Annotated in this window: 22 protein-coding genes and 1 pseudogene; 16 read left to right on the top strand and 7 right to left on the bottom strand. The window is 61.0% G+C overall.

The genetic code is table 11. The annotated features are described in order from the left end of the window. Positions 1–29 precede the first annotated feature (29 nt). Positions 30–713 carry a DNA repair protein RecO gene (gene recO, locus AO065_RS12775; protein WP_004881779.1) on the top strand — a complete coding sequence of 228 codons (684 nt, stop codon included), beginning with the start codon at positions 30–32 and terminating at the stop codon, positions 711–713. Between the two features lie 51 nt (positions 714–764). After that, positions 765–1,505, top strand: a complete 741-nt coding sequence (pdxJ, locus tag AO065_RS12780) for a pyridoxine 5'-phosphate synthase (RefSeq protein ID WP_004881781.1) — start codon at positions 765–767, stop codon at positions 1,503–1,505. 209 nt (positions 1,506–1,714) lie between these two features. Here pdxJ and cmoB read toward each other — a convergent pair whose 3' ends face one another. The 4 genes from cmoB to lon form a co-directional block, all read right to left on the bottom strand. Further along, entirely contained in the window at positions 1,715–2,674 is a 960-nt protein-coding gene (gene cmoB / locus AO065_RS12785; protein WP_004881794.1) for a tRNA 5-methoxyuridine(34)/uridine 5-oxyacetic acid(34) synthase CmoB, read from the bottom strand. Beyond that, the gene (gene cmoA / locus AO065_RS12790) at positions 2,671–3,414 is read right to left on the bottom strand and encodes a carboxy-S-adenosyl-L-methionine synthase CmoA (protein WP_004881795.1); all 744 of its coding nucleotides are present in this window, start codon (positions 3,412–3,414) and stop codon (positions 2,671–2,673) included. Before cmoA ends, cmoB begins: the two co-directional genes overlap by 4 nt. 112 nt (positions 3,415–3,526) lie before the next feature. Continuing rightward, on the bottom strand, positions 3,527–3,919 hold the full coding sequence (locus AO065_RS12795) for a protease inhibitor I42 family protein (RefSeq protein ID WP_004881798.1): 393 nt from the start codon (positions 3,917–3,919) through the stop codon (positions 3,527–3,529). A 639-nt stretch (positions 3,920–4,558) separates the two neighbouring features. Continuing rightward, positions 4,559–6,976, bottom strand: a complete 2,418-nt coding sequence (lon, locus tag AO065_RS12800) for an endopeptidase La (protein WP_004881807.1) — start codon at positions 6,974–6,976, stop codon at positions 4,559–4,561. Positions 6,977–7,159: 183 nt separating this feature from the next. On the opposite strand from lon, the gene AO065_RS12805 reads away from it, so the two are divergent. From AO065_RS12805 to AO065_RS12820, 4 genes are read left to right on the top strand one after another with little or no spacing between them, the layout of a single operon-like run. Continuing rightward, a complete protein-coding gene (locus AO065_RS12805; protein ID WP_004881809.1) occupies positions 7,160–7,837 on the top strand; it encodes a methylamine utilization protein in 678 nt (225 codons plus the stop codon). Next, complete coding sequence (locus AO065_RS12810; RefSeq protein WP_004881812.1) at positions 7,834–10,188, top strand: bifunctional diguanylate cyclase/phosphodiesterase; 2,355 nt, start codon at positions 7,834–7,836, stop codon at positions 10,186–10,188. The genes AO065_RS12805 and AO065_RS12810 overlap by 4 nt, the downstream gene beginning before the upstream one ends. 3 nt (positions 10,189–10,191) lie before the next feature. Next, on the top strand, positions 10,192–11,055 hold the full coding sequence (locus tag AO065_RS12815; RefSeq protein ID WP_004881813.1) for a DUF3034 family protein: 864 nt from the start codon (positions 10,192–10,194) through the stop codon (positions 11,053–11,055). Then, on the top strand, positions 11,055–11,477 hold the full coding sequence (locus AO065_RS12820) for a group I truncated hemoglobin (protein ID WP_004881815.1): 423 nt from the start codon (positions 11,055–11,057) through the stop codon (positions 11,475–11,477). Before AO065_RS12815 ends, AO065_RS12820 begins: the two co-directional genes overlap by 1 nt. A 255-nt stretch (positions 11,478–11,732) precedes the next feature. Here the strand turns inward: AO065_RS12820 and AO065_RS12825 are convergent, their stop codons facing one another. Beyond that, positions 11,733–12,725: a GntR family transcriptional regulator gene (locus tag AO065_RS12825; protein ID WP_004881818.1), complete on the bottom strand. Its 993-nt coding sequence runs from the start codon at positions 12,723–12,725 to the stop codon at positions 11,733–11,735. Positions 12,726–13,069: 344 nt separating this feature from the next. Between AO065_RS12825 and AO065_RS12830 the strand changes: the two are divergent. From AO065_RS12830 to AO065_RS12865, 8 genes and pseudogenes are all read left to right on the top strand, one after another. Then, positions 13,070–14,378, top strand: a pseudogene (locus AO065_RS12830) (amidase family protein). Positions 14,379–14,465: 87 nt separating this feature from the next. After that, positions 14,466–15,347 carry a polysaccharide deacetylase family protein gene (locus AO065_RS12835; RefSeq protein ID WP_004881821.1) on the top strand — a complete coding sequence of 294 codons (882 nt, stop codon included), beginning with the start codon at positions 14,466–14,468 and terminating at the stop codon, positions 15,345–15,347. 27 nt (positions 15,348–15,374) lie between these two features. Further along, a complete protein-coding gene (locus tag AO065_RS12840) occupies positions 15,375–16,715 on the top strand; it encodes an MFS transporter (RefSeq protein ID WP_004881824.1) in 1,341 nt (446 codons plus the stop codon). 10 nt (positions 16,716–16,725) lie between these two features. After that, positions 16,726–17,487, top strand: coding sequence for an SDR family NAD(P)-dependent oxidoreductase (locus tag AO065_RS12845; protein WP_004881825.1), 762 nt, complete (start codon positions 16,726–16,728; stop codon positions 17,485–17,487). Positions 17,488–17,820: 333 nt separating this feature from the next. Then, positions 17,821–18,570 carry an SDR family NAD(P)-dependent oxidoreductase gene (locus AO065_RS12850; RefSeq protein ID WP_004881826.1) on the top strand — a complete coding sequence of 250 codons (750 nt, stop codon included), beginning with the start codon at positions 17,821–17,823 and terminating at the stop codon, positions 18,568–18,570. A 22-nt stretch (positions 18,571–18,592) separates the two neighbouring features. After that, complete coding sequence (locus tag AO065_RS12855; protein ID WP_004881827.1) at positions 18,593–18,892, top strand: hypothetical protein; 300 nt, start codon at positions 18,593–18,595, stop codon at positions 18,890–18,892. Then, complete coding sequence (locus tag AO065_RS12860) at positions 18,889–19,908, top strand: CobW family GTP-binding protein (protein ID WP_004881828.1); 1,020 nt, start codon at positions 18,889–18,891, stop codon at positions 19,906–19,908. The genes AO065_RS12855 and AO065_RS12860 overlap by 4 nt, the downstream gene beginning before the upstream one ends. Continuing rightward, entirely contained in the window at positions 19,905–21,101 is a 1,197-nt protein-coding gene (locus AO065_RS12865) for an ABC transporter substrate-binding protein (RefSeq protein WP_004881829.1), read from the top strand. Before AO065_RS12860 ends, AO065_RS12865 begins: the two co-directional genes overlap by 4 nt. A 418-nt stretch (positions 21,102–21,519) precedes the next feature. On the opposite strand, the gene AO065_RS12870 is transcribed toward AO065_RS12865, so the two are convergent. Both AO065_RS12870 and AO065_RS12875 read right to left on the bottom strand, forming a co-directional pair. After that, positions 21,520–23,946 carry a glucose/quinate/shikimate family membrane-bound PQQ-dependent dehydrogenase gene (locus AO065_RS12870; RefSeq protein ID WP_004881830.1) on the bottom strand — a complete coding sequence of 809 codons (2,427 nt, stop codon included), beginning with the start codon at positions 23,944–23,946 and terminating at the stop codon, positions 21,520–21,522. A gap of 126 nt (positions 23,947–24,072) precedes the next feature. After that, positions 24,073–25,434 (bottom strand): carbohydrate porin, encoded by a 1,362-nt coding sequence (locus AO065_RS12875; protein WP_100225908.1) that lies wholly within the window; start codon positions 25,432–25,434, stop codon positions 24,073–24,075. Positions 25,435–25,748: 314 nt separating this feature from the next. On the opposite strand from AO065_RS12875, the gene AO065_RS12880 reads away from it, so the two are divergent. Together AO065_RS12880 and AO065_RS12885 are read left to right on the top strand one after the other, a co-directional pair. Further along, on the top strand, positions 25,749–25,976 hold the full coding sequence (locus AO065_RS12880; RefSeq protein WP_004881832.1) for a VF530 family protein: 228 nt from the start codon (positions 25,749–25,751) through the stop codon (positions 25,974–25,976). 42 nt (positions 25,977–26,018) lie between these two features. Next, positions 26,019–26,678 carry a Pr6Pr family membrane protein gene (locus tag AO065_RS12885; protein ID WP_004881833.1) on the top strand — a complete coding sequence of 220 codons (660 nt, stop codon included), beginning with the start codon at positions 26,019–26,021 and terminating at the stop codon, positions 26,676–26,678. The last annotated feature ends 5 nt before the right edge of the window (positions 26,679–26,683 follow it).

Here is a 26,683-nt window from a genome sequence, read left to right on the forward strand (position 1 = left end):
GTGAACATTTTCCTTTTCGAGCCCGCCCGATGAGCACGCCAACCGGCCAACCTGCTTTTGTGCTGCACAGCCGTGCGTACCGTGAAAACAGCGCGTTGGTCGATTTCCTCACGCCTCAGGGCCGCTTGCGTGCCGTACTGCGCAGCGCCAAGGGCAAGGCCGGTTCGCTGGCACGCCCCTTCGTGCCGCTTGAAGTCGAGTTTCGCGGGCGCGGCGAGCTGAAGAACGTGGGTCGTATGGAAAGCGCCGGTGTCGCGACCTGGATGACGGGCGAGGCGCTGTTCAGTGGCATGTACCTCAATGAATTGCTGATTCGTCTGCTGCCTGCCGAAGATCCGCATCCTGCCGTGTTCGAACATTATGCCGCCACGCTGATCGCCCTTGCCGAGGGACGGTCGCTCGAGCCCTTGCTTCGCTCATTCGAATGGCGTCTGCTGGACGATCTCGGCTACGGTTTTGCGCTGGATACCGATATCAACGGTGAACCTCTGGCCGCAGACGGCATGTACCGCCTGCAGGTCGACGCCGGGCTGGAACGGGTCTGGCTGTTGCAGCCCGGTCTGTTTCAAGGCGTCGAGCTGCTGGCCATGGCCGAAGCCGACTGGAGCGCGCCGGGTGCGTTGTCTGCCGCCAAGCGTCTGATGCGTCAGGCACTGGCCGTTCACCTGGGCGGTCGTCCATTAGTCAGCCGTGAACTGTTTCGCAAGCCGTAATCAGGCTTTATGCTCTGCGGCCTGCTTCGATCAACTTTCAGGAGACCTCCCGTGACTCAAAGCACCCGCATCCTTCTCGGCGTGAACATCGATCACGTGGCTACTTTGCGCCAGGCACGCGGCACCCGTTACCCGGATCCGGTCAAGGCCGCGCTGGACGCGGAAGAGGCGGGTGCCGATGGCATCACGGTTCACCTGCGCGAAGACCGTCGCCACATCCAGGAGCGCGACGTGCTGCTGCTCAAGGACGTGTTGCAGACTCGCATGAACTTTGAAATGGGCGTGACCGAAGAGATGCTCGCGTTTGCCGAGCGCATTCGTCCGGCGCATGTGTGTCTGGTGCCGGAAACGCGTCAGGAATTGACCACCGAGGGTGGTCTGGACGTGGCGGGTCAGGAAGCGCGCATCAAGGCAGCGGTCGAGCGGCTGTCGAAGATCGGCTGTGAAGTATCGTTGTTCATTGATGCTGACGAGCGCCAGATTGCGGCTTCAGCGCGTGTCGGTGCGCCCGCCATCGAGCTGCACACCGGTCGCTACGCCGACGCGCAAACTCCTGCCGAAGTAGCGGAAGAGCTGCAACGGGTCGCTGATGGCGTGACCTTTGGTCTGGCTCAGGGTTTGATCGTCAACGCCGGTCACGGCCTGCACTATCACAACGTCGAACCGATTGCCGCGATCAAGGGCATCAACGAACTGAACATCGGCCATGCACTGGTAGCGCATGCGCTGTTCGTGGGCTTCAAGGCGGCGGTGGCCGAAATGAAAGCACTGATCGTCGCGGCTGCGCGATAGGCAGCGCCAATCTCCATGCGTGCTGAGGGAGGCCCCACCAGGTCTTCGATGTAGCGCTGTCGCGCAGCAAGCCGCCTCTTATCAAACAACACGTAATCTGCTGAATGGAAACGTTTTTTTGTGGGAGGCGGCTTGCCNNNTGTGGCGCCACCCACAAGGGTATTTCTTCAGCAGCCGCAGGTTACAGATGTCTGATCCGGCGCTGAAGCCTAAGGCTTGCGCCCCACGATCACGGCCCGCATCGGCGCGGGCAGACCTTCGACGGTTCTGGTCGGGTCGTTCGGGTCGAGGAAATCGCCCAGCGACTGAAAACGCATCCATTCAGTGCTGCGTTGTTCCTCGACCGTTGTATGGCTCACGTCGACGCAGCGAACGTCGGTAAAGCCTGCGCGGCGCATCCACAGTTCCAGTGCGGGCACGGAGGGCAGGAACCAGACGTTGCGCATCTGTGCGTAGCGATCCTCGGGCACCAGCACCTGATGCACGTCGCCCGGTATCACCAGCGTCTCCATGACCAGTTCGCCGCCTTTCACCAGACAGTCTTTCAACGCCAGCAGGTGATCAATGGGCGATTTGCGGTGGTACAGCACGCCCATGGAAAACACCGTATCGAACCCTTCCAGATTGGCCGGCAGGTCTTCCAGCGCGAAAGGCAGGTGCCAGGCAGGCAGGTCGGGCAGGTAGCGTTGCATGGCCTGGAACTGGCAAAAGAACAGCCAGTTCGGATCAACGCCAATCACGCAGTCAGCCCCGGCACCGAGCATGCGCCACTGGTAATAGCCGTTGCCGCAGCCGACATCCAGCACGCGTTTGCCTTTCAGGTCCAGATGCGGCGATACCCGCGACCACTTCCAGTCGGAGCGCCATTCGGTATCGATGTGCACGCCGAACACGTTGAACGGCCCCTTGCGCCACGGCGAAAGCCCCATCAAGGCTTTGCGCAGCACAGTGCGTGTCTCGCCGTCGCATTCGGTTTCCAGCGTGAAGCTGTCGGTCAGTTCGACACGGCTCGGCGTCAGTGCAGGCAGGGCGTCCAGCGCACTCTGCCAGCGCTGCAGGTCGCCATGCCCTTTGGTCATCTTGGTATCGAGCTGGGCCTGCAGGCCGTTGGCCCATTCGGCCAGTGGAGTACGTGCCAGACGGCGGACAAGTGGAGCGAGATCAATCATGGCAGGGCAATCAACGAGGCAAAGTTAAGGCATTGGAACCACGGCACCACCTTGGAGAAACCGGCGGCGAGCAGACGTTGGCGATGTTCTTCGAGGCTGTCGGGTTTCATGACGTTCTCGATGGCGCTGCGCTTCTGGGCAATCTCCAGATCGCTGTAGCCGTTGGCGCGCTTGAAGGCGATGTGCAGATCGGTCAGCAGCGCGTGCTCCTGATCATCATCGAAGCGCAGCTTTTCCGAGAGGATCAAGGCACCGCCCGGCACCAGCGAATGGCGGATACGGCTCAACAACTCCAGACGCTGTTCGGGCGCGATGAATTGCAGCGTGAAGTTAAGGGCCACCACGGAGGCGGGCTGGAACGTCAGGGCCAGAATGTCACCCTCGATGACCTCAACCGGCAACAGCTCCTGAAACATCGAATTCTGGGCATTCAGGTATTCGCGGCAGCGTTCGACCATGGCGGCCGAGTTGTCGATGGCGATGACGCGGCACCCTTCGTTGCGCACATGGCGGCGCAGGGCCTGAGTGACGGCTCCCAGCGAACTGCCCAGGTCGTAAAGAACGGTATCAGGCTGGGCGAACTGCGCCGCAAGCACGCCAAGGTTCTCGACAATGGTCGGGTAACCGGGCACCGAGCGCTTGATCATGTCCGGGAACACCCGCACCACGTCTTCGTTGAAGGCGAAGTCAGGCACCTGGGCCAGGGGCTGGGCGAATAGGCGGTCGGGTTCTTTGCTCACGGCGATTCCGGCGAAGGCTTTGAAAGGCGGGCATTCTAGCCAAGTTGTCGCCGGGATGCATGGTCTGGCGCAGCTTCCCGGATGAGCCGCCGCGCGGACTGTTGAAAAGGCCTCAGTTCACCTTGATCGAGCAATCGAAGGTCTGCTCGGCTGGTACTTCCGGTGCCCAGGGTTGCTGATAGACCATCAGCAGGCGTCCGCTGCCAGCCTGCGTGGCTTTGAACCGCCAGACCGATTCGCCGCCGCTGCCGATCATCTCCTTGTTACCGCCGTTGGCATACACCTCAGGCCCCAGGCTGCGCAGGATGTCCTGTGCCGGGTTCTGGGTCAGCCAGCGAAAGCCGGTCGTGGGGTTGCTGGGCAGGGTCAGAATCAGCGTCTGTCCGGCCTTGAGGCTCAATGGACAGTCACTCTGGCTGTCGATGGAGACGATGTTTTTCGGGGTTTGTGCGCAGGCACTCAACAGGGCGAGGCTCAAGGGCACAGCGAGACGGGCAGGGGTCATGGCAAGGTCCGGTTTTGCAAGACGATGCTGGAGGATAACCGATCAGGGTTTTGGAGGGGAGCCGGAGGTGTCGATGCGCGCAAGAGCCATGCGCCATGTCATATACAGTCCGATTGTTCCCACTCCGCGCTCATCGTTATACACAGGTCCGCCTCAACACTGATCGTGCCCATCGCTCCGCGTGGGCATGCCTCCCGTGACGCTCCGCGTCACAGATGGCACAGGCTGTGGATTCAGTGAGCCGAACGCTTGGCTCCAGTCACCTTTTCGCCCCTCGGCGACCTACTTTGACGGGGCAAAGTAGGCAAACCCCCATGCTCCGGTTCCGGCCCCGGCTTCGCCGGGGTTCCTTCGTCCTGACACTGATTCGGGGGTCGCTGCAAATGGGCCATCCATGGCCCAGTGCAGCTCAATCGGCATCCATGCCGATTGCCTCCCCGAATCAGCGCCAGGACTCAGCCTTCACCCACGTCGCGATCTGCGGTGTTTATGACATCGCGGTACAAAAGCGCATCAGTGCCGCTGTCTCTCCGGATAGCCAGATGACTTGGGTATAACGATGAGCGCAGAGCGTGGTAACACAGCTCAGGACGCTCCGCGTCCGCCTGGAGGCATGACGCGGAGCGAAGGCTGTACGCCTTAGAACAACACTTTCGCCACGTCGGCAAAGCGTTTGGCGAAGTGCACGGTCAGGCCTTCCTTCAGGTAGTCAGGCAATTCCTCGAAGTTGCCACGGTTGGGCTCCGGCAGGATCAGTTCGTTGATCTTCTGACGGCGCGCCGCGATGACTTTCTCCCGAACTCCACCGATCGGCAGCACATGCCCGGTCAGGGTCAGTTCACCCGTCATGGCCACGCCCTTTTTCGGCGGCTGGTTGCGAGCCAGGGACAGCAGGGCGCTGGCCATGGTCACGCCCGCGCTCGGCCCGTCTTTCGGCGTTGCACCTTCCGGCACGTGCAAGTGCACGAAGGCTTCATCGAAGAACTTCGCGTCGCCGCCAAACTTCGACAGATTGGAACTGACGTAGCTGTAAGCAATTTCCGCCGACTCTTTCATCACGTCACCCAACTGACCGGTCAGCTTGAAGCCGCGGTTCAGTGTGTGGATACGCGTTGCTTCGATCGGCAGCGTAGCGCCGCCCATGCTGGTCCAGGCCAGGCCGGTGATGACACCTGTGCCTGACAAGACCTGCTCGCTGCGGAACACCGGCATGCCCAGCGACGCTTCCAGATCCTTCGGCCCGATCTTGATGATCGAATCGGGCGCGTCCAGCAGTTTGACGACCGCCTTGCGCACCAGCTTGCCGAGCTGTTTCTCCAGATGGCGTACACCGGCCTCACGTGCATAGCCTTCGATCACGGCGCGCAATGCGCTGTCGCTGATGGTCAGCTTGTTCTTGGCAACGCCGGCCTTGGCCAGTTGCTTGGGCCACAGATGGCGTTTGGCGATGGCGAGTTTTTCTTCGGTGATGTAGCCGGACAGGCGAATCACTTCCATCCGGTCCAGCAACGGGCCGGGGATCGAATCCAGGGTGTTGGCGGTGCAGACGAACAGCACCTTGGACAGGTCCAGACGCAGGTCCAGATAATGATCGAGGAATTCGACGTTCTGTTCCGGGTCCAGGGTTTCCAGCAAGGCAGACGCCGGGTCGCCCTGATAGCTCTGACCCATCTTGTCGATTTCATCGAGCATGATGACCGGGTTCATCACCTCTACATCCTTGAGCGCCTGCACCAGCTTGCCGGGCTGGGCGCCGATGTAGGTGCGACGATGACCCTTGATCTCCGCTTCGTCGCGCATGCCGCCGACGCTCAGGCGATAGAACGGACGCCCCAGCGACTCGGCAATCGAGCGTCCGACGCTGGTCTTGCCCACACCGGGCGGGCCGACCAGCAGAACGATCGAACCACTGATTTCGCCTTTGTAAGCACCAACAGCAAGGAATTCGAGAATCCGGGCCTTGATGTCATCCAGTCCGGCGTGGTGCTGATCGAGCACCTTGCGCGCATGCTTGAGGTCCAGTTTATCTGCGCCATACACGCCCCACGGCAGAGAACTGGCCCAGTCCAGGTAGTTGCGGGTCACGGCGTATTCCGGCGAGCCGGTTTCCAGCACCTTGAGCTTGCCGATTTCCTCGTCGATCTTCTTGCGTGCCTGAGGCGTCAGGGTCTTGCCTTCCAGACGCTGCTCGAACTGCTCGATATCGGCGCTGCGGTCGTCCTTGCTCAGGCCCAGTTCCTGCTGGATGACCTTGAGCTGTTCCTTGAGAAAGAACTGACGCTGGTGTTCGCCAATCTTGCGATTGACCTCGGCGGAGATTTCTTTCTGCAACCGCGCAACTTCAACTTCCTTGCGCAGCATCGGCAGGACTTTTTCCATGCGCTTGAGCATCGGCACGCAGTCGAGTACCTGTTGCAGCTCAACGCCTGTCGCCGAGGTCAGCGCCGCAGCAAAGTCGGTGAGCGGCGAAGGATCGTTCGGACTGAAGCGGTTCAGATAATTTTTCAGCTCTTCGCTGTACAGCGGGTTGAGCGGCAGCAGTTCCTTGATCGCGTTGATCAGGGCCATGCCGTAGGCCTTGACCTCATCGGTCGGCTCGTTCGGCTGCTGCGGGTACTCGACCTCCACCAGATACGGCGGGCGATGATGTTTGAGCCAGGTGCGGATCCGCACGCGGCTCAGGCCCTGCGCCACAAACTGTAAACGTCCATTTTCACGGCTGGCGTGGTGAACTTTTACCAAAGTGCCATACTCGGGCAGCGCATTGGTATCGAAGTGGCGCGGATCTTCCTGCGGCGTGTCCATGAAAAACAGCGCCAGGGAGTGATGCTCGGACTTGCTGACCAGCTCGAGAGTCTCGGCCCACGGCTCTTCATTGACGATGACCGGCAGGACCTGAGCCGGGAAGAACGGGCGGTTATGGATCGGGATGATGTAAACCTTGTCCGGCAGGTTCTGGCCGGGAAGGGCAAGCGAGGTGCTGTCGGAACTCAGCGACACGTCGTGCTCGGCTGCATCATTCGGCAAATCTGGCGAGTCTGTCTGCTGGTCGCTCATGGGGCACCTGAGAAGTTGAACATGGCTCTTAGATGGGGCGGGCATCCTCAGGTTTCAATGGCTTTGGTCGATAGTCTGAATAGTGGCGATAAAACCTTTGGTTTCGGGCATCGCCGGGACCTTTCAGTTGTCGCCAGGGCTGGTTTATTTTTTACGGCGCTGCCGTTGCGGGTTGACTCGGTTATGACCAACGTATTTATCTCAGCATTGCTGGCGGGCCTGTGGATGATGTCTGCTGCCAATGCTTCGGCCGCGACCTTCACGGCGCAAATGCTCGACAAGCAGGGCAAGCCTCTGGCCGATGCCGTCGTGACGCTCAAGGGGCCGCCGAGTGCAACGCCAGCAGTGCTCAAGGCGTCCATGGACCAGCGCGATCAGGAATTCGCGCCCCACGTTCTGGCCGTTCACACCAGCACGCAGGTGAAGTTTCCCAACAGCGACAACATCCGCCATCAGGTGTATTCCTTTTCTCCGGCCAAGCGCTTCGAACTGCGTCTTTACGAAGGCACGCCATCAGAGCCGCTGCTGTTCGACAAGCCGGGTGTAGTGGTTTTGGGTTGCAACATTCATGACTGGATGGTCGGCTACATCTATGTCACTGACGACCCCTGGTTCGGGGTAACCGACAGCAATGGTCAGCTCAAACTCGATCAGATGCCGGCTGGTCACTATCAGGCCACGCTCTGGCATCCGCAGACCGAAGACATGCAACCGGTGTCAGGTGACGAATTCGACATTCCCGCCGCAGGCCTCACCCAGCGCTTTACGCTGCCCGTCGTGCCAACCGTTGCCGACGACAAGCCCAGCAAACCGGCGACAGGTGGCTTTGGCGACGCTTTCCACAAGGCAGCCCATGAATGAATCTTAAAGTCAGCTTCCAGGCGCGCATCGCCGGGGTCTTGATCGCCCTGTTGCTGATCGTGGTCTGCGCGGTGTATTTCGCGGTCAAGGTGGCGACTGGCGACGCAGTGCGCACTCAGGCTCAGGCCCAACTGGAAGTGGGTAGCCGGGTTTTCGAACGCCTGATCGATTTGCGTGGCAAGCGCCTGCGCGATGCGGTGCAACTGTTGTCTGCCGACTTCGGGTTTCGCGATGCGGTCGCCAGTTCCGACTCCTCGACCATCCGTTCGGTACTGCTCAACCACGGCAAGCGCATCAACGCGAGCGATATGTTCCTGCTGGGCATGGACGGCGTGGTAATCGCCAGTACCGTTCCCGATGTGCCCGAGGGTTCCAAATTCGTCTACGACCAGGCATTGCGTACCGCCAAACGCAGCGGCCAGTCGGTGCTGATCGTACCCGGAGGTGGCACGCCGCATCTGCTGGTCGAAAGTACCGTGCTGGCGCCGTTACCGATCGGTCGAGTGGTCATGGGTTTCACCATTGACAGCGACATCGCCGAAGAACTGCACTCGCTCAGCGGTCTGGAAGTGTCGTTTCTGACCATTGAGGACGGCAAGGCTGGCAGTCTGATCAGCACTCAGCCCGACGCCTTGCATGCCGGTCTGATCGAGCTGATGCGCAGTTCATCCGGCGGACAGATGCGTGTCACCGAGCAGTCCAATCTGAATTTTCTCAGCCAGACATTGATGCTCGCCAACACGGGTAATGGCGGCGACGGGCAGGTCCTGGCACTGCTGCAAAGCCCGCTGGACAAGGCCCTGCAGGCCTTCGCGCCGCTGGACGAGAAGATTTTCTGGATATCCATGGCGGCACTGCTGGCCTCGCTGTTGGGCACCCTGGCACTGGCGCGCAGCGTTTCGCTCCCGGTGCGTGAGCTGGCCATCGCAGCCAAGCGTATCGGAGATGGCGATTACGAGACGCCGGTCAACATGGCCCGCACCGATGAACTCGGCATGCTGGCCAATGCCATCAACGCGATGCAGCACGGTATTGCGGTGCGTGAAGGGCAACTGGCGCACAACGCGCTGCACGACAACGTGACCGGACTGCCCAACCGCGCCCTGGTCATGGAGCGACTGGGCAGCGCGATTGCCGCCGAACGACCGGTGGCGCTCTTGTACCTGAGCATCGAAAACCTGAGCGCGATCAACGAAAGCTCGGGTGCCGAAGGCGTCGAGCAACTGTTGCTTCAAGTGGGCCAGCGTCTGCAAAGTACTCTGCGTGCCGGAGACACCGTTGCACGATTGTCGGCCAACGAATTTCTGTTGTTGCTCGACCAGACCACCAGCGACGGTGCGGTGGCAACAGGCGACGCCCTGCAACGACTGCTCAGCGAGCCGCAGCGGATCGACAACCACGACATCGCGCTCGAGTGCTGCATCGGCATCACCGTCTACCCGGAAAACGGCAATTCGGCTCAGGAGCTGGTCAACCGCGCGGCCATTGCCCGCAAGGACGCCGCGTTCCTGCCAGGCCGACTGCAAATCTATCAGGACGGTCGCGACCTGGCGCACCAGCGGCAGATCAGCCTGATTCGTGATCTGCGTAAGGCGCCGCAAAACGGTGAGCTGATGCTGCATTATCAGCCCAAACTGGATATTCGTCAGGGCACGGTGCGTCAGGCCGAAGCCCTGTTGCGCTGGGCTCATCCGCAGTTCGGTAATGTCTCGCCCGCCGAATTCATCGTGCTGGCCGAGCGGACCGGCAGTATTCATCTGCTGACCAACTGGGTCATCGAAGAAGCCATGCGCCAACTTGCCGAGTGGCGCAAGCGGGGCCTGGTGCTGCAAGTGTCGGTGAACATTTCTGCCGATGACCTCTTGGGCGATGACCTGGCCGGATTTGTGGTCGGTCTGCTCAAACAGTACGGCGTGCCTGCCGAGCAACTGGTGTTCGAAATCACTGAAAGCGCAATCATGAGCCAGCCGGAAAAAGCACTGGTGGTGCTGCATAAGCTGCGTGATTGCGGCATCAGCCTGTCGATCGATGATTTCGGCACGGGCTATTCGTCGCTGGCGCACCTCAAGCGTCTGCCGGTGCAGGAATTGAAAATCGACCAGTCGTTCGTGCGCGATCTGGACGAGACCAGTGAAGACGCAGTGATCGTGCGTTCAACCATCGAAATGAGCCACAACCTGGGGCTCAAGGTGGTGGCCGAGGGCGTGGAATACCAGCACAGCCTCGACCTGCTGCGTCGCTGGCACTGCGATACTGCGCAGGGTTACCTGATCAGCAGACCTCTGACCGCCGCCGCGTTCGAGACCTGGATCGTCAAAACCCATGAATTACCAGGTCTGATGGTGAACTGAACCATGTCCTACAAAGCATCGCTGTTGTTGGGTTGCCTGCTCGGCGCGGCCACGCCGCTTGTCCTGGCCGACAACGGTCGTCTGATTGCCACGGGTGGCGCCAGCAACATCGAAGGCAGCGCGGGCGGGGGCATTACGCCGTGGGCGGTGATCACCGGCTACAGTGAGCAGGGCGAGTGGGGCGCGACGGCGTTTGCCACGCACATCAACCTCCCGGATTACAACCTGGATGTGGCGGGCCTTGCTGTCGCCTACGGCAACCGTGTCGAGCTGTCCTACGCGCACCAGCGCTTCGATATCAGCCCGTTGCAGCACAAGCTGAGCCTGCCGGACGACAACCTCAGTCAGGACGTGTTCGGCGTCAAGGTGCGACTGTTCGGTGACCTGATCTACGACAGCCTGCCGCAGGTGTCGCTGGGCGTGCAGTACAAGCACCAGAACGATTTTCTGATTCCGAGCCTGGTCGGCGCGCAGCGTGATTCCGATGTCGAGGGGTATCTGACCGCCAGCCGTCTGTTCATGGGGGCAGCGTTCGGCTACAACGTGGTGGTCAACGGCGGTGTGCGCTACAGCCGCGCCAACGAAACCGGTCTGCTGGGTTTCGGCGGTGATCGGCGTGACAGCCGCAGCCTGCTCAAGGAAGGCTCGGTGGCGGTGTTGTTCAACCCGCGTTGGGCCATGGGCGTGGAGTACCGCGAGAAACCCGATAATCTTTCGTTCGCGGGCGAAAGCGACTGGGCGGACGTGTTCCTCGGTTACTTCCCCAACAAGCATCTGTCCTTTGTGCTGGCCTACGCCCGCCTGGGTGAAATCGCCACGCTGGACAACCAGAACGGCACTTATCTGTCCGTTCAGGGGAGTTTCTGATGAGGCGTTTGGTGATGTGCCTGATGCTGGCCTTGATGGTCGGTTGTGCTCAACAGCAGGTCAAGGATGACAGCCTTTATCAGGATCTTGGCCAACGTGCCGGCATTCAGCGCATCGTTGAAGGCATGCTGCTCAATGCCGCCAAGGACGACCGGATCGTCGAGCGCTTCAAACGGGTCAACATCGTCCTGCTGCGTGATCGGCTGGTCGACAAGTTCTGCGTGATAGTCGATGGCCCATGCACCTACAACGGCGACAGCCTCGCCGAATCCCACAAGGGTCAGAACCTCAGCCCGAGCGATTTCAACGCACTGGTCGAAAACCTGATCGCCGCCATGGACACCGAAAAAGTCCCGGTCCCCGTGCAAAACCGCTTCATCGCACGTCTTGCTGCATTGCGCGGGGAAGTGATCCGCAAGTAGCGTCACATTCGAGAGCGGACGCGGAGCGTCCTGGGAGGCGTTACCACGCAGAGCGTGGGAACGATCAGGGTCTCAAACACACCGTCGTGCCTATGCTCCGCGCTCAGCGTAATACCCAAGTCTGCCTCAACACTGATCGTGCCCATCGCTCCGCGTGGACATGCATCCCGTGACGCTCCGCGTCACACATGGCACAGACTGCGGACTCAGTGAGCCGAGCGCACGGCTCAAGTCACCTTTCGGAATGGCCGCTGATCAGCTCAACCGCGTCAGATACCCCGGCACTTCCTGTTCCGGCAGCACCGACAACACCTTCAAGCGCTGCAGCATGCGTTGTCTGGCGCGTTGCAGGTGTTCCTTGAGGTTCAGCGCGGCGGCGTCGAAGGCGCCGTGCAGCAGCAGTTCGAGAATCATTCGGTGTTCGGCGAGCATGGCTTCATCGGCGTCTATGTCCAGCAGTCGATAGAAGATCCGGTTGATGATCATCGGGCTCTGCGCCTGGCTGATCAGGGTGGCGATCTTGCGATTCTGCAGTCCCGCCAGACACTGCTGATGCAGGTCCTCTTCCAGTTGCTCGATCTGTTCCAGACTGCAACTTTCAGCGTTCTGAGCTGCGATGACCCTGGCCAGCATGCTCTCCAGATGTTCGCGACTCAGATGCGGCCCGGTCTGGCGCAAGGCTTCGGGTTCCAGGCAGGCACGCAGCTCATAATCGTCGGTCACTTCACGCGCCGTCAGCGGCCCGGCCAGCCATTGGGAGTAGGGTTCCTTTTCCACCAGCCCGCGATCACGCAGCCTCATCAGCGCCTCACGCACCACAGCCCGGCTGACCCCGAAATGCTCGGCCGCGCTTTGTTCATCCAGGCGGTAATGACCGAAAGCGATGCACGCCGACAGTGCCGCGCCGATCTCGTCATGGATGCGCTCACCCAGCGGCCGGGTGTCGACTAGTTCTTCGCTGCTGTCCAGCCCGAACTGCTTGTGGCTCAGGCTCAGACGCAGGGGTTCGACTGTGCCGCCCTCGGGGTTGACCAGATAACCGCGTCCATCGAACCGGCTGATCAGCCCTTCGTCGTGCAGCAGGTTGAGCGCCTTGCGCACTGGCACGCGGCTGGTGCCGAACAATTCTGCCAACGGTGCTTCAAGCAGTACCAGTCCATTGGCGACCGCACCCGTGAGGATGGCGTTGCGTAACACTTCACGGATGGTGGCGTAGCGCGAGGCGGTGCGCGGGTCCTCATCTGACATCGTTTTCTTACACTTCTGACGGCTGACGAACAATTCTCGCACAGATGCGTGACTGTCACCTTGAGGTACATTCGGACGCTCACTCATGGGGCCACCGTTACCTATCTGCACTAAAATGTATCTTTTATAAAAGATACATTATTTCATTGTGACAGCCGACCAAACGTCCTGCGTCCCGCCCATTCGACGTTCGTCCCGCCCATGAAAGGTTTCTAATCCAGCTGTCTCGGGGCATTCAGGCATCAGACGCCGTTGCTCCAAAGAGCCACGAGCATGAGATTGGCATGGATTCTGCCTTTGTTAAATGTACATTTTATTAATAAGTACATTTTTAAAGGTCTGTTATGTCGATGATGGACACCGCGGCTTCCGCAATCACCTTCGATGCCTGCGCACTGGCCGATGATTTCGCTCAGGGTCGTACCGATCCCGTTCAGGCTCTGGAGCAGGCGCTGCATCGAGCCGATCAGGTTGATCACGTTTTCATTTCCATGAGCGACGAGCGTGCCCGTCGCGAGGCCGAAGCGTCGGCCGCTCGCTGGAAGCAGGGTCAGGCGCTCGGCCCGTTCGATGGTGTTCCGCTGGCCTGGAAGGATCTTTTCGATGTGGCGGGTTCCGTGACCACGGCCGGTTCCGCGACCCGTCGGCAGGTCAGCGCTGCATGCCTGGATGCGCCAAGCGTAGGGCTGCTGGCCCGCTCCGGCATGGTCAGTGTGGGCAAGACCAACCTCAGTGAGTTCGCCTATTCCGGGCTCGGTCTCAATCCGCATTTCGGCACGCCGGTCAATCCGCTCAGCAATGATTCGCCCCGGATTCCCGGTGGTTCGTCTTCAGGCTCGGGTGTTGCTGTCGCAGCGGGCATCGTGCCGATTGCAATGGGCACCGACACTGCAGGCTCGATCCGTATTCCTGCAGCATTGAACGGTCTGGTGGGTTTTCGCAGCACCAGCCGCCGCTACAGTCGCGATGGCGTGTTTCCGCTGGNGCGCACGCAGCAAACCGACATCGCACGTGCCTCGCAGTCTGGCTGGTCAGCGATTCATCGTTGATCAGGCGGTACTGGATGACACGCGCGTCGAGGCTGCAGTACGCGACAATCTGTTGCGCGCTGTCGAGGCGCTGCGTAGTGCCGGTGCGCTGGTCGAGATGCGTCCCTGCGAAGCCTTTCAAGCCACCCTGCACCTGATTCAGCACAGCGGCTGGCTGGGCGCGGCCGAAGCGTTTGCCCTGCATCAGCCGTTGCTCGACAGCAATGCGGCCAGCCAGCTCGACCCACGCGTGCGCAAGCGCCTTGAAGCGGCCCGGCACATGCCTGCCAGTCTACTGATCAACCTGTACGCCGCCCGCGAGCGCTTGCAGGAGCGGCTGACCCTTGAACTGGATGGCGCGTTACTCATCACCCCGAGTGTCGCCCACGTCGCGCCGCCGCTGGCACCTTTGCTGGCCGACGAAGAGCTGTTTATCCAGACCAACCTTGCGACGCTGCGCCTGACCATGCCGGGCAGTCTGCTCAACATGCCCGGCGTTTCGCTGCCCAGCGGCTTCGATGCCTGCGGCCTGCCCACCGGTCTGTTGCTCAGCGCGCCAGCGGGTGAGGACGCCCGGCTGTTGCGCGCGGCACTGGCGGTGGAAGCGCTCTTGCAACTCTCATGAACACCCCTTGAACACCCTATCAACGACTGACCGGCGCCCTTGCTCGATGCGGTGAACCGGTCCGATCAACCAGCAGGAGAAACAACAATGGCTAAAGAAATTCTGTGTGCGTTTGGTGTCGATGTGGATGCAGTCGCGGGCTGGCTGGGCTCTTATGGCGGTGAAGATTCGCCGGATGATATCTCGCGAGGTCTGTTCGCGGGCGAAGTCGGCGCGCCACGCCTGCTCAAGCTGTTCGAGCGTTACGGGCTGCGCACGACCTGGTTCATTCCCGGTCACTCCATGGAAACCTTCCCCGAGCAGATGAAGGCCGTGGCCGATGCGGGGCATGAAATCGGCGTGCACGGCTACAGCCATGAAAACCCGATTGCAATGACGCCGGAGCAGGAAGAAATCGTCCTCGACAAGTCCATCGACCTGATCATGCAAGTCACCGGCAAGCGCCCGACCGGCTATGTCGCGCCGTGGTGGGAATTCAGCAACGTCACCAACGAGCTGCTGCTCAAGAAAGGCATCAAGTACGACCACAGCCTGATGCACAACGACTTCCACCCGTACTACGTTCGCGTGGGCGACAAGTGGACCAAGATCGATTACAGCCAGCACCCCGATACCTGGATGAAACCCCTGGTGCGTGGTGAAGAAACCGATCTGGTGGAGATCCCGGCCAACTGGTACCTGGATGACCTGCCGCCGATGATGTTCATCAAGAAAGCGCCGAACAGCCATGGCTTCGTCAACCCGCGCCACCTGGAAGAAATGTGGCGCGACCAGTTCGACTGGGTGTACCGCGAGCACGAGCACGCGGTGTTCACCATGACCATCCACCCCGATGTTTCCGGACGCCCCCAGGTGCTGCTGATGCTTGAGCGCCTGATCGAGCACATCCAGAGCCACGCGGGCGTCAAATTCGTCACCTTCGACGAGATCGCCGACGACTTCGTGCGTCGCAACCCACGTAACCGTTGATCCATAGCCCTGTCCGAGGCATCACTCATGTCCATATACAACAAGCTTGACCTGACCGGCTGGAAGCCAGAGCAGTTGACGCCGGAGCAAGTTCGCTTCGCCACATGGATAGCCTTTTTTGCGTGGGTGTTTGCGGTATACGACTTCATTCTGTTCGGAACCCTGCTGCCCGAGATCGGGCGGCACTTTTCCTGGAGTGAAGTGGAGCAGGCCGAAATCGCGACCTGGGTCGCGGTCGGTACGGCGGTGGTGGCACTGGCCATCGGGCCGCTGGTGGATCGCCTGGGACGGCGGGTTGGCATCATGTTTACCGTAAGCGGATCGGCCATCTGTTCGGCGCTTACGGCCATTGGTGGATCGTGGGGCAAGTCGCCGCTGATCCTGATCCGTTCGCTGGGCGGTCTGGGTTATGCGGAAGAGACGGTCAACGCGACCTACCTGAGTGAAATCTATGCGGCGTCGGATGACCCGCGTCTGGCCAAGCGCCGCGGCTTCATCTACAGCCTGGTGCAGGGCGGCTGGCCGGTCGGCGCGTTGATCGCAGCGGGCCTGACGGCGGTGCTGCTGCCAATCATCGGCTGGCAGGGCTGCTTCGTGTTTGCGGCGATTCCAGCCATCATCATTGCGATCATGGCGCGCAAGCTCAAGGAGAGCCCGCAGTTCCAGATCCACCAGCGCATCACACAACTGCGCAAAAAGGGTGACGTCAGCCAGGCACAGGCCGTGGCGCACACCTATGGCGTCGACTACGACGAACACAGCAAGGCGGGCCTCGGCGCTGCGTTTCGTGGCACGTCGCTGCGCGCAACGTTGGTGATCGGCGCAGCCATCCTGCTCAACTGGGCGGCGATTCAGGTGTTCAGCGTGCTGGGCACCACGGTGATCGTCAGCGTGCACCACATCTCGTTCGAGAACTCGCTGATCATTCTGGTGCTGTCCAACCTGGTCGGTTACTGCGGCTACCTGAGCCACGGCTGGATGGGTGACAAGATCGGCCGTCGCAACGTGATCGGCCTGGGCTGGATGCTCGGTGGTCTGGCGTTTGCGGGCATGCTCTATGGGCCAAGCAACATGCCGATGGTCGTCGGGCTGTACAGCCTGGGCCTGTTCTTCCTGATCGGCCCGTACTCGGCGGCGCTGTTCTTCATCAGTGAAAGTTTCCCTACGAGCATCCGCGCCACAGGCGGCGCGATCATTCATGCCATGGGACCTCTCGGTGCCGTCGTGGCGGGTTTCGGCGCGACGTCCGTGCTGAGCGCAGGCGGCGACTGGCAGACCTCGGCGCTGTACTTCGGCGCGCTGCCTTGCTTCCTGTCCGGTGCGTTGATGTTCGCGGCCCGTCACGTGCGCCCTGAAACCGTTAAGTGAGGAATTGCCCATGACTCGTAAAGTTGCATTGGTCACTGGCGCCGCCAGCGGCATCGGTCAGGCCTTGGCGGTGGCGTTTGCCCGGCAGGGTGTGGCGGTGGCGGGCGGGTTTTACCCGGCCGACCCGCACGACCCGGATGAAACCCGTCGTCTGGTGGAAGAGGCGGGCGGCGAATGCCTGATGCTGCCACTGGATGTTGCCAGTACCGAATCGGTGGACAATCTGGCCCATCAGGCTTTGCAAGCCTTTGGCCGGATCGATTACGCAGTCGCCAACGCAGGCTTGTTGCGCCGCGCGCCGCTGCTGGAAATGACCGACGAGCGCTGGAATGAAATGCTCGACGTGGACCTGACCGGCGTGATGCGCACCTTTCGCGCCGCTGCCCGGCATATGGGCGAGGGCGGAGCGCTGGTGGCGATCTCGTCGATTGCCGGTGGCGTGTATGGCTGGCAGGACCACTCACATTACGCTGCGGCCAAAGCGGGTGTGCCGGGGCTGTGTCGTTCGCTGGCGGTGGAGCTTGCGCCGAAAGGCATTCGCTGCAACGCGGTGATTCCGGGCCTGATCGAAACGCCGCAGTCGCTGGACAGCAAGAACTCGCTGGGCCCGGAAGGGCTGAAACAGGCCGCCAAAGCGATTCCGCTGGGGCGTGTCGGGCGAGCGGATGAAGTGGCGTCGCTGGTGCGTTTTCTGTGCAGTGACGAAGCCAGCTATCTGACCGGGCAGAGCATCGTGATCGACGGCGGCCTGACCGTGCGCTGGCCGGAGTGAGATGACGCAGGTCATGACCGTGCCTGAACGAGCGACGGGCACGATCAAAGTGTGGGAGGCGGCTTGCCGGCGATGCGTTTTGCGAAGCGACATCTCAGTGACTGAAATGACGCCATCGCCGGCAAGCCGCCTCCCACAGGGTATGTATTCATTCAGATACTTTGATGATTGTTCCCACGCTCTGCGTGGTAACGCCGCTCTGGACGCTCCGCGTCCACTCGCGCTGTGACGCAGAGCGTCACGGGGTGCATGCCCACGCGGGGCATGAGCACGATCAGCTTACGTAATCAGGCGCTATGGATTTTCCCGGCTATCCGTAACAAGGAATTCACCATGCAACAACTCAAAGACAAACGTGCCGTGATCACCGGCGCAGGCAGCGGCATCGGCGCTGCCATCGCACGGGCCTACGCCGCCGAAGGCGCACGGCTGGTGCTGGGCGACCGTGATCCGACTAACCTGACCAAGGTCGCCGAAGAGTGCCGCCAGCTCGGCGCGCAGGTGTACGCCTGCGTGGCTGACGTCGGCTCGGTCGAAGGCGCGCAGGCCGGTGTCGATGCCTGCGTCGAACAGTTCGGCGGCATCGACATTCTGGTCAATAACGCAGGCATGCTGACCCAGGCGCGCTGCGTCGATCTGAGCATTGAGATGTGGAACGACATGCTGCGCGTCGACCTCACCAGCGTGTTCGTTGCCAGCCAGCGCGCCTTGCCGCATATGCTGGCGCAACGCTGGGGACGGATCATCAACGTCGCCTCGCAGCTCGGCATCAAGGGCGGCGCCGAGCTGACCCACTACTCCGCTGCCAAGGCTGGCGTGATCGGCTTCACCAAATCCCTGGCGCTGGAAGTGGCCAAAGACAACGTGCTGGTCAACGCCATCGCGCCCGGCCCCATCGAAACGCCATTGGTTGCAGGCATCAGCAGCGCCTGGAAAACCGCCAAGGCGGCCGAGCTGCCATTGGGCCGTTTCGGGTTGGCAGAGGAAGTCGCGCCGGTCGCTGTGCTGCTCGGCAGTGAGCCGGGCGGCAATCTGTTCGTCGGCCAGACACTGGGGCCGAACTCCGGTGATGTGATGCCGTGATGCACTTGAGCGAGGACTGATCATGTGTGGACTGTGCGGGCTGTTGGGCGAAGACGTGCACTGGAGCGATCCGCTGAGTGGCGAACTGCCGAGGCGTCGTGAGCGCTTGCGGCGTATTGCAGCCATCAACAAGGTAGTGGCGCCGTTTCGCTTGAAGGTCGAGGACTTTCAGGGCGTTTCCTATCTGCTGCTGGGCGCTACCGGCAAACAGGAACTGGCGAGCGGCCTTGATCAGTTGTGGCAGAAGGCCGAACTGTTGATCGGCCGACCGCTGGATCCCCTCGATTCCCGCTTGATTGAACATTTGCAGAGGTCGTCATGAGCATTGCGCTGAACGTGATCACCGGCTTTCTGGGCAGCGGCAAAACCACGTTGCTCAAGCGCCTGCTGGCGGATGAGGACATGGGGGACACCGCGCTGCTGATTAACGAGTTCGGCGATGTGGGCATCGATCACCTGCTGGTCGAAGAAGTGGCGCCAGACACCGTGTTGCTGCCCAGCGGCTGTGTCTGCTGCTCGATTCGCGGCGAGCTGAAAGACGCGTTGCTCGGTCTGTTGGAGCGCCGCGGTCGCGGCGAAATCCCGGCGTTTCGTCGGGTGATTCTGGAAACCACCGGTCTTGCCGACCCTGCGCCTATCCTCGCCACGCTGAGTCATGACCCGCAACTGCGCGGGCGCTTTCATGTAGGGCTGATCGTCACGCTGGTCGATGCCTGCCATGCCACGCTGCAGGAGCGTCTGCACCCCGAGTGGCTGGCGCAGGTCGCCGCCGCTGACAGGCTGCTGCTGAGCAAGACCGATCTGGTCGATGAGCCTGCTCTCGATGCACTGCGTCTGCATCTGCAGGCGCTCAATTTCTCCGCACCCTTGCTGGACACCGCAGAGGTTCATAGCGGCGATCAGTTGCTGCTGGGGCAGGGCGTACGCAGTGCAGAACCCGCTCAGGAAGTGACCCGCTGGCAACTGCATCGCCCGCAATCCACATTGCCCCGGCATGGCGATGCACAGGTCTGTTGCCTGACCTTCGAGCGGCCGCTGGACTGGGTCGGATTCGGGGTGTGGTTGTCGATGCTGTTAAGATGCCACGGCGAACGAATCCTGCGTGTCAAAGGACTGCTCAACGTGAATGCCAATCAGGCCCCTGTCGTGATCCATGGTGTGCAGCATTGCCTGCATGCGCCCGTCCACCTTGCAGCCTGGCCGGGTGATGATCGCACCTCGCGTTTGGTGTTCATCCTGCGCGGCCTCGACCCTGAATTGCTGCGACGCTCGTTCGACGTGTTCGCTGCCAGCTTCGCGCCGCCTGCGACCTCGGCTCAAAGCGAGACCGCTGCATGACCATCACGTTGCGTGTGCTGGGCACCTCGGTCACTCTGCTTGAATCCCTACGGGAGCGCGCCGAGCAGGACCTGGGCATCAGGCTGGTCTATCAGATCCACGACGTGCAGACCGCGCAGCGGATTGCGGTCATGCAGCCGGACAGTTACGACCTTTATGACCAATGGTTTCACAACGTCGATTTCGTCTGGCCGGCGCGGGCGATTCAGCCTATCGATACGCGGCGCATTGCGCTGTGGCACGAGATCAACGACCTGCCCAAGCGCGGGCGCCTGAGACCCACTGACCAACCCGGCAGCGGCAGTGTGCCGAGCGAGCGTCTGTTCGTGCAGCACGACGGCAGCCTGGGCAGTGCGGTCACCGAGCGCATCAGCATGCTGCCGCTGACTCACAACGCCGACAGTTTTGCCTATCGCCCGGAACGCCTGCCGGACAGCCTGAGCCCGTCCGATGAAAGCTGGGGCTGGCTGCTCGACCCGGTCTGGAGTGGACGCATCGCTTTGCAGAGCGATGCCGCCATCGGTGCCCTCGACGCCGCGCTGGCAGTGCAGGGCGCGGGACTGGCGCAGTTCAAGGACATCGGCAACATGTGCATCGAGGAAATCGACCTGCTCGCCGACGTGCTGGTGCGTAAACAGCAACAGGGGCATTTCGGTGCGTTCTGGTCGGACGACGAGGAAGCGGCCGAATTGATGCTCAGCCCAACCATCGATATTCAGAGCTTGTGGTCGCCCACGTTGGTGAGGCTGCATCGAGCAGGTGTGAAATATCGCGTCGCCGTGCCCAAGGAAGGCTATCGCGGCTGGTTCGGCGGGCTGTCTCTATCGCGCCATGCCAAGGGCCCGGTGCTAGATGCGGCTTATGCGTATCTGAACTGGTGGCTGTCCGGCTGGCCGGGCGCGGTGATGGCGCGGCAGGGTTACTACATCGGCAACCCGGCGCGCAGCCGTGATCATTTGAGCGCTGCGGAATGGGACTACTGGTACGCCGGTCTGCCTGCACGCGAGCAACTGCTGGGCAGCGACGGTCTGCCGCTGATCGATGCCGGGGAAGTGCGCGACGGCGGCTCGTACGAAGAACGCATGGGCCACATCGCCGTGTGGAATTCGGTCATGAACGAGCATAACTACCTCGTTCGGCGCTGGAGCGACATCCTGCGCGCGGGTGGCAAAGCGGGTGGGAAAGTACGTTAGACACGGGCAGTGCCCATTACTCTGCGTCACACTCAAGAGCGCACGCGGAGCGTCCTGAGCGGCGTTACCACGCGGAGCGTGAGAACGATCAGCACAAGTCTGCCCTTACGCTGATCGTGCCCATGCTCCGGGCTCATTGTTATACACAAATCTGAAAGACGCGCAAAACGGGTGCCAAAAAACGTAAGTATCTGACTGAATGCATAACCCGTGGGAGGCGGCTTGCCGGCGATGGCGTCAGTTCAGTCACTGACATGTCGCTTCAGAAAAAAGCATCGCCGGCAAGCCGCCTCCCACAGTCCGTGGTTGCAGCAAGACTTGTGTATAACGCCAAGCGCAGAGCATGGGAACGATCATCGAGTCCACAAAAAAGGCGGCTATCTCTCGATAGCCGCCTTTCGTTTACCTCAGCAGAACATCACTTCGGCAGTTTGAACGCCATTACGTAGTCACCCTGCTTGGTGCCCAGCGAGCCGTGACCGCCAGCCACGACCAGCACGTATTGCTGACCGTCCTTGCCGGTGTAGGTCATGGGTGTGGTCTGAGCGCCTGCTGGCAGGCGGCCTTCCCACAGTTGCTTGCCGTTACGAACGTCGTAGGCACGCAGGTACTGGTCAAGCGTACCGCTCAGGAACGCCAGGCCGCTTGCAGTGGTGAACGTACCACCCAGGCTTGGAACGCCCATGGTCAATGGGATCGGAACCGGCGAGCTGTCACGCACGGTGCCGTTCTTGTGCATCCAGATGGTCTTGTGGGTGGTCAGATCGACCGCAGCCACGTAGCCCCACGCCGGTGCCTGGCAAGGCAGGCCCATTGGCGACAGCAGTGCTTCCAGGATCACGCCATACGGGGCGCCCTTGTTCGGCTGCACGCCTTCGGTCTCGCTCTTGCGACCCGGACCGCCTTCCACTTCAGCCGACGGCACCAGCTTGGAGCGGAAGGCCATGTAGCTCGGGTTCACGAACGCAATCTGGCGAACCGGGTCGATGGAGATACCGCCCCAGTCGAACACACCGAAGTTGCCTGGATAAACAATCGAGCCCTGCAGCGATGGCGGAGTGAACGGGCCGTCGTAACGCAGGGACTTGAAGTCGATCCGGCACAGCATCTGGTCGAACGGGGTCACGCCCCACATGTCACGCTCTTTCAACGGAGGCGGCATGAAGTTCAGGTCAGACTTGGGCTGGGTCGGCGAGGTGTGATCGCCTTCGACCGCGCCTTGTGGAACGGGCACTTCATTGATCGGCACGATCGGCTGACCAGTGCTGCGGTCCAGCACGTAGATGCTGCCCTGCTTGGTCGAAGCCAGCACAGCCGGTTTCACGCCGTCAGCGGTTTTCATGTCCATCAGAGTCGGCTGACCGCCCACGTCCATGTCCCACAGGTCGTGGTGAGTGAACTGGTAATCCCAACGCACTTTGCCGGTGGCGATGTCCAGTGCAACCAGGCCCGCGCTGTACTTCTCGGACTCAGGCGTACGGTCGCCGCCCCACTGGTCAGGCGTCTGGTTGCCCATCGGCAGGTAGATCATGCCCAGCTTTTCATCGACGCTGAACATGGACCACATGTTCGGCGAGTTGCGGGTGTAGACCTGACCTTCAGCGATAGGCGCTGTGGCTTCAGGATTGCCGCTGTCCCAGTTCCAGACCAGACGACCGGTGTGTACGTCGTACGCACGGATCACGCCGGACGGCTCATCCATCGAGACGTTATCGGTGACGTGGCCACCGATGATCACCAGGTCCCTGGTCACGGCCGGAGGCGAGGTGGAGTAGTAACCACCTGGCGCGAAGGTGCCCATGTTGGCCGTCAGATCGACCGAGCCCTTGTTGCCGAAGTCTTCGCACATCTTGCCGGTGTCGGCATTCAGGGCGATCAGACGGGTGTCGGCAGTCGGCAGGAAGATCCTGCGCGGGCAGGAAGCACTTGCAGTCGAAGCGTCAGTCGCAGCAGGGGCTGCCGGGCTTTGGGCCGGAGCGCCAGCAGCGGCGTAGGCTGCGTCATCGTGATACGTGACGCCACGGCAGGTCATGTGCGCCCAGCCTTTGAAGTTCTCGGCGTTCTGGGTGCTGATCTTCGGATCGAAGCGCCAGATTTCCTTGCCCGTATCCGGGTCAAGTGCGATCACCTGGCTGTGCGGCGTGCACACGTACAGCATGCCGTTGACCTTGAGCGGAGTGTTCTCGGCGGTCGTTTCGCCCGGATCGTTAGGACCTGGGATGTCGCCAGTGCGATAGGTCCACGCCGGCTCCAGCTTGCTCACGTTCTCTGGCGTGATCTGCGCCAGCGGAGAGTAGCGGTCACCGAAGGCGGTACGGCCGTAGGACTGCCAGTCACCGTCAGGCATCGCCGGTGCGGTGTTGGTCGTGCCCGCAGTCTCGCGATCCAGCTGACCTTCGATGCGGCCAGGATTAGTGAACTGGCTGGCCAGCGCGGTCAGACCGGCAAGCACCACGGCGATGCTCAACGCACCGGTGCCCATGCGGGCCGGGCCGTTACGCAGCAGCGGACGGCGGAACCATGGCAGCAGCAGCACCAGACCCAGCGCGAACCACAGTGCCAGACGTGGCACCAATTGCCACCAGTCCAGACCGACTTCCCACAGAGACCAGACCGTGCTGGCGAACAGCAGCAATGCGTACAGACCCAGCGCAGCGCTGCGCCCGGTCATCAGCAACACGCCGGTTACCGCAAAGCCAATACCGGCCAGCAGGTAATACAGCGAGCCGTCCAGTTGCAGCAACCTGATGCCACCGACCACCAAGGCCAGCCCCATCAACAGAATCACCAGCCCGAGCAGTGTCGGTAACAGACGATTTCTACCCGAAGCACCATCAGTGCTCATAATGCGAATCTCCGCGAGAATTGAATGATTGACCCCTGGCGCTGCAACCTCTGCAAAACCCTGGACCACTCTTGAAACCGAACTAACTGTTGAGACGATTTACCAGCGGTTGAATTCAACCGTTGGTCAGAACGAGAGTTGCACTTTCAATCCAGCCACCAGCGCGTCGTCGACTTCGTCCAGCCCACCCGGATGACGCACGTATTGCAGGTTCGGGCGCACGGTCAGCCAGTCGGCCACATGCACGCCGTAATACAGCTCGGCGTTGTATTCCGTGTCCTGCAAAGGCGTGAAGGATGGGTCGTTGTAGTCGTAGACCGCTGCTGCCTGATTTCGTGCATCAGCGTTTTTGCGGTACGCCGGATTGACATGAATGCGCGACAGACCCAGGCCGATATCATCCTGGGTACGGGCATCGAACGGGCCTTTGTAGACCATGCCGACCGAAACATAGTTATCCACCATGTTGGTTTTCTTGTCGTGCAGCGTGCCGTTGGCGAACAGACTCAGGCCGCGACTGGCATCGCCATCTTGCCGCGTGACCTGCTGGCGCAGATTCAGCCATACGCCATGTTTGCTCGAGGCACCACGATACGCCGTCCCGGTGAGGGCAGCAGGCTGACCGTCGGTGTTCTTGTAGACATCTTCGCTATCAGCGGTGCTGTAGTAATAACCGGCGCGGTATTCACCCGGCAGGCCGTTGACCCTGGGCGACCAGACCAGTTCGACCGGCAACACCGCACCTTCGGTGCCACTGCCGCTGAGTTTGAAGGCGTTGTCGTTTTCCAGGTTGGACGGGTTCTGTTCGAACGCTCCTACCTGCACGAAGACTTCAGGCGTGAGCTGGTACTTGATGCGCATCGCCCATTGGCTGATCGGCCAGTTGTACCAGGTGTTGACGTAATTGCCGACCTGCGAGCCGCACAGTGACAGGTTCTGAAAGTCGCAGGGAATGCTGTTGAAATCCTCACCTTCGTTGAAGCGGCCGAGCTTGATGCTCAAGGCCTGGTCGAAGAATTTCTGCTGATACCACATCTGCGTCAGTCGGGTAACGCTGCCGCGTCCCCAGACTTCCTGCGAGGAAGAGATCGTTCCGGTGCGTGGGTCGCCGATCCGGTCGTTGCTGATGTTGTCGCCGTTGCGGTTGTTCAGGGTCAGCTGAAACTCGGCGTCATGCCAGCCGAGGATTTTCTGCAGGTCCAGATGAGCGCCGACGGCGATCTGGTCGCTGTAGCGGGTCGCCTTGTCGTGGTTGTAACCGCCGTGCAGATTGGCGCCGGTCTCGCTGGTGTAATCGAGTTTGAAATCGATCCCACGCGTCGAGAGATCGGTGCGCTTGCCGCCCCAGTCACCCAGCATCCAGGGCGAGTCGGGAGACAGTGCGGGCGCGGCATGGACTGTGCCTGCCAGGCCCAGCAGTGTCAGGCCGCACAGACTGACAGCGCGTTGAACCGTGGCGAAGCGGTAATGCTTTGATGAATTGGGCATGAAAAGGGGCATTCTTTTTTGGTTTTTTTCAGGAACGACGCGGCTCTCCGTGACCGTCTTGGCGGCCATCGGTGAAGCTCCGGAAGCAGAGAATCGATTCAGCTATGAAGGCGACAATGATAGGACGCTAACGAGTTTACGAAAAGGGCTTTCCTTGACATGGATCATTGCAGGTTTGGTAACAGTGCTTTAAAGGACTATCTTTAAAGGGGGATTCAGCCCTGACGCACACTTGAACCTTTCCGATGTCCGATGGCTCGGCTAAGGTGCGCACCTTCCTGTATTGCACCCGCTCACGGGCTTCAAGGTTTGACATGACGACACCCAATACCGACCCGCTGCACGGCGTCACGCTGGAGCAGATTCTTACCGCCCTGGTCGAGCACTACGAGTGGTCGGGCCTGGCCGAACGCATCGACATTCGCTGCTTCAAGAGCGACCCGAGCATCAAGTCCAGCCTGACGTTTCTGCGCAAGACGCCGTGGGCGCGGGAAAAGGTGGAAGGGCTGTACAAGAAGCTGCACCGCAGTAAAGGCTGGTAATCAACGCATGGCAGGGAGGCTGATATCCAAGGAAGCACACCGATGCACAGTCACCACCTGCCTCGTTCCCAACGGCAGCGTTACATCCTCCTGCTGGCCGCCTGTCTGGGCTGGTCGGGGCTTGCGATTCAGCTGTATCTGATTCTGATCGGCCGCTGGATGGATCACGCCAGCCTGCTGGGAGGACTGGTCCGGTTTTTCAGCTTCTTTACCGTGCTCACCAATACGCTGGTGGCGGTCGCGCTGAGCTGTGCGCTCAGCCAGCGACAGTCGGCGGGGCACAGGTTCTTTCGCGATCCTGTGGTGTGCAGCGGCATCGCGGTGAGCATCGCCGTGGTCGGCATTGCCTACAACATCCTGTTGCGCCATTTATGGCACCCGCAAGGCTGGCAGTTCATCGCCGACGAATTGCTGCATGACGTGATGCCGCTGACCTTTCTGGCGTACTGGTGGCTGTGCGTGCCCAAGGGGCTGTTGCGCCTGAAGCATGTGTTGTTCTGGGCGCTGTACCCGATTGTGTACTTCGCCTACATCCTGCTGCGCGGCGATGTGATCGGCGATTACATGTACCCGTTCATCGATATCGGCACGATAGGTTTCACCAAAGCCTTCATCAACGCACTGGGTGTGTTGCTGGGGTTTGTGGTGATCGCGCTGATACTGGTGGGTATGGATCGCTGGGCGTCGCGTCGTCAGAAATAAAGATG

Origin of the sequence: Pseudomonas viridiflava (assembly GCF_001642795.1) — a bacterium.
In the GTDB taxonomy this organism is placed as follows: Bacteria; Pseudomonadota; Gammaproteobacteria; order Pseudomonadales; family Pseudomonadaceae; genus Aquipseudomonas; species Aquipseudomonas viridiflava.

What these genes read in the sequence shown, in the direction of transcription:
- AO065_RS12805 (WP_004881809.1), top strand. Translation starts at nt 7,160, where the DNA reads ATGACCAACGTATTTATCTCAGCATTGCTGGCGGGCCTGTGGATGATG.
- AO065_RS12845 (WP_004881825.1), top strand. Translation starts at nt 16,726, where the DNA reads ATGACTCGTAAAGTTGCATTGGTCACTGGCGCCGCCAGCGGCATCGGT.
- AO065_RS12825 (WP_004881818.1), bottom strand. Translation starts at nt 12,725, where the DNA reads ATGTCAGATGAGGACCCGCGCACCGCCTCGCGCTACGCCACCATCCGT.
- AO065_RS12880 (WP_004881832.1), top strand. Translation starts at nt 25,749, where the DNA reads ATGACGACACCCAATACCGACCCGCTGCACGGCGTCACGCTGGAGCAG.
- AO065_RS12870 (WP_004881830.1), bottom strand. Translation starts at nt 23,946, where the DNA reads ATGAGCACTGATGGTGCTTCGGGTAGAAATCGTCTGTTACCGACACTG.
- AO065_RS12810 (WP_004881812.1), top strand. Translation starts at nt 7,834, where the DNA reads ATGAATCTTAAAGTCAGCTTCCAGGCGCGCATCGCCGGGGTCTTGATC.
- AO065_RS12835 (WP_004881821.1), top strand. Translation starts at nt 14,466, where the DNA reads ATGGCTAAAGAAATTCTGTGTGCGTTTGGTGTCGATGTGGATGCAGTC.
- AO065_RS12855 (WP_004881827.1), top strand. Translation starts at nt 18,593, where the DNA reads ATGTGTGGACTGTGCGGGCTGTTGGGCGAAGACGTGCACTGGAGCGAT.
- AO065_RS12865 (WP_004881829.1), top strand. Translation starts at nt 19,905, where the DNA reads ATGACCATCACGTTGCGTGTGCTGGGCACCTCGGTCACTCTGCTTGAA.
- cmoB (WP_004881794.1), bottom strand. Translation starts at nt 2,674, where the DNA reads ATGATTGATCTCGCTCCACTTGTCCGCCGTCTGGCACGTACTCCACTG.
- AO065_RS12860 (WP_004881828.1), top strand. Translation starts at nt 18,889, where the DNA reads ATGAGCATTGCGCTGAACGTGATCACCGGCTTTCTGGGCAGCGGCAAA.
- AO065_RS12815 (WP_004881813.1), top strand. Translation starts at nt 10,192, where the DNA reads ATGTCCTACAAAGCATCGCTGTTGTTGGGTTGCCTGCTCGGCGCGGCC.
- AO065_RS12840 (WP_004881824.1), top strand. Translation starts at nt 15,375, where the DNA reads ATGTCCATATACAACAAGCTTGACCTGACCGGCTGGAAGCCAGAGCAG.
- AO065_RS12795 (WP_004881798.1), bottom strand. Translation starts at nt 3,919, where the DNA reads ATGACCCCTGCCCGTCTCGCTGTGCCCTTGAGCCTCGCCCTGTTGAGT.
- AO065_RS12875 (WP_100225908.1), bottom strand. Translation starts at nt 25,434, where the DNA reads ATGCCCAATTCATCAAAGCATTACCGCTTCGCCACGGTTCAACGCGCT.
- AO065_RS12820 (WP_004881815.1), top strand. Translation starts at nt 11,055, where the DNA reads ATGAGGCGTTTGGTGATGTGCCTGATGCTGGCCTTGATGGTCGGTTGT.
- recO (WP_004881779.1), top strand. Translation starts at nt 30, where the DNA reads ATGAGCACGCCAACCGGCCAACCTGCTTTTGTGCTGCACAGCCGTGCG.
- AO065_RS12885 (WP_004881833.1), top strand. Translation starts at nt 26,019, where the DNA reads ATGCACAGTCACCACCTGCCTCGTTCCCAACGGCAGCGTTACATCCTC.
- lon (WP_004881807.1), bottom strand. Translation starts at nt 6,976, where the DNA reads ATGAGCGACCAGCAGACAGACTCGCCAGATTTGCCGAATGATGCAGCC.
- AO065_RS12850 (WP_004881826.1), top strand. Translation starts at nt 17,821, where the DNA reads ATGCAACAACTCAAAGACAAACGTGCCGTGATCACCGGCGCAGGCAGC.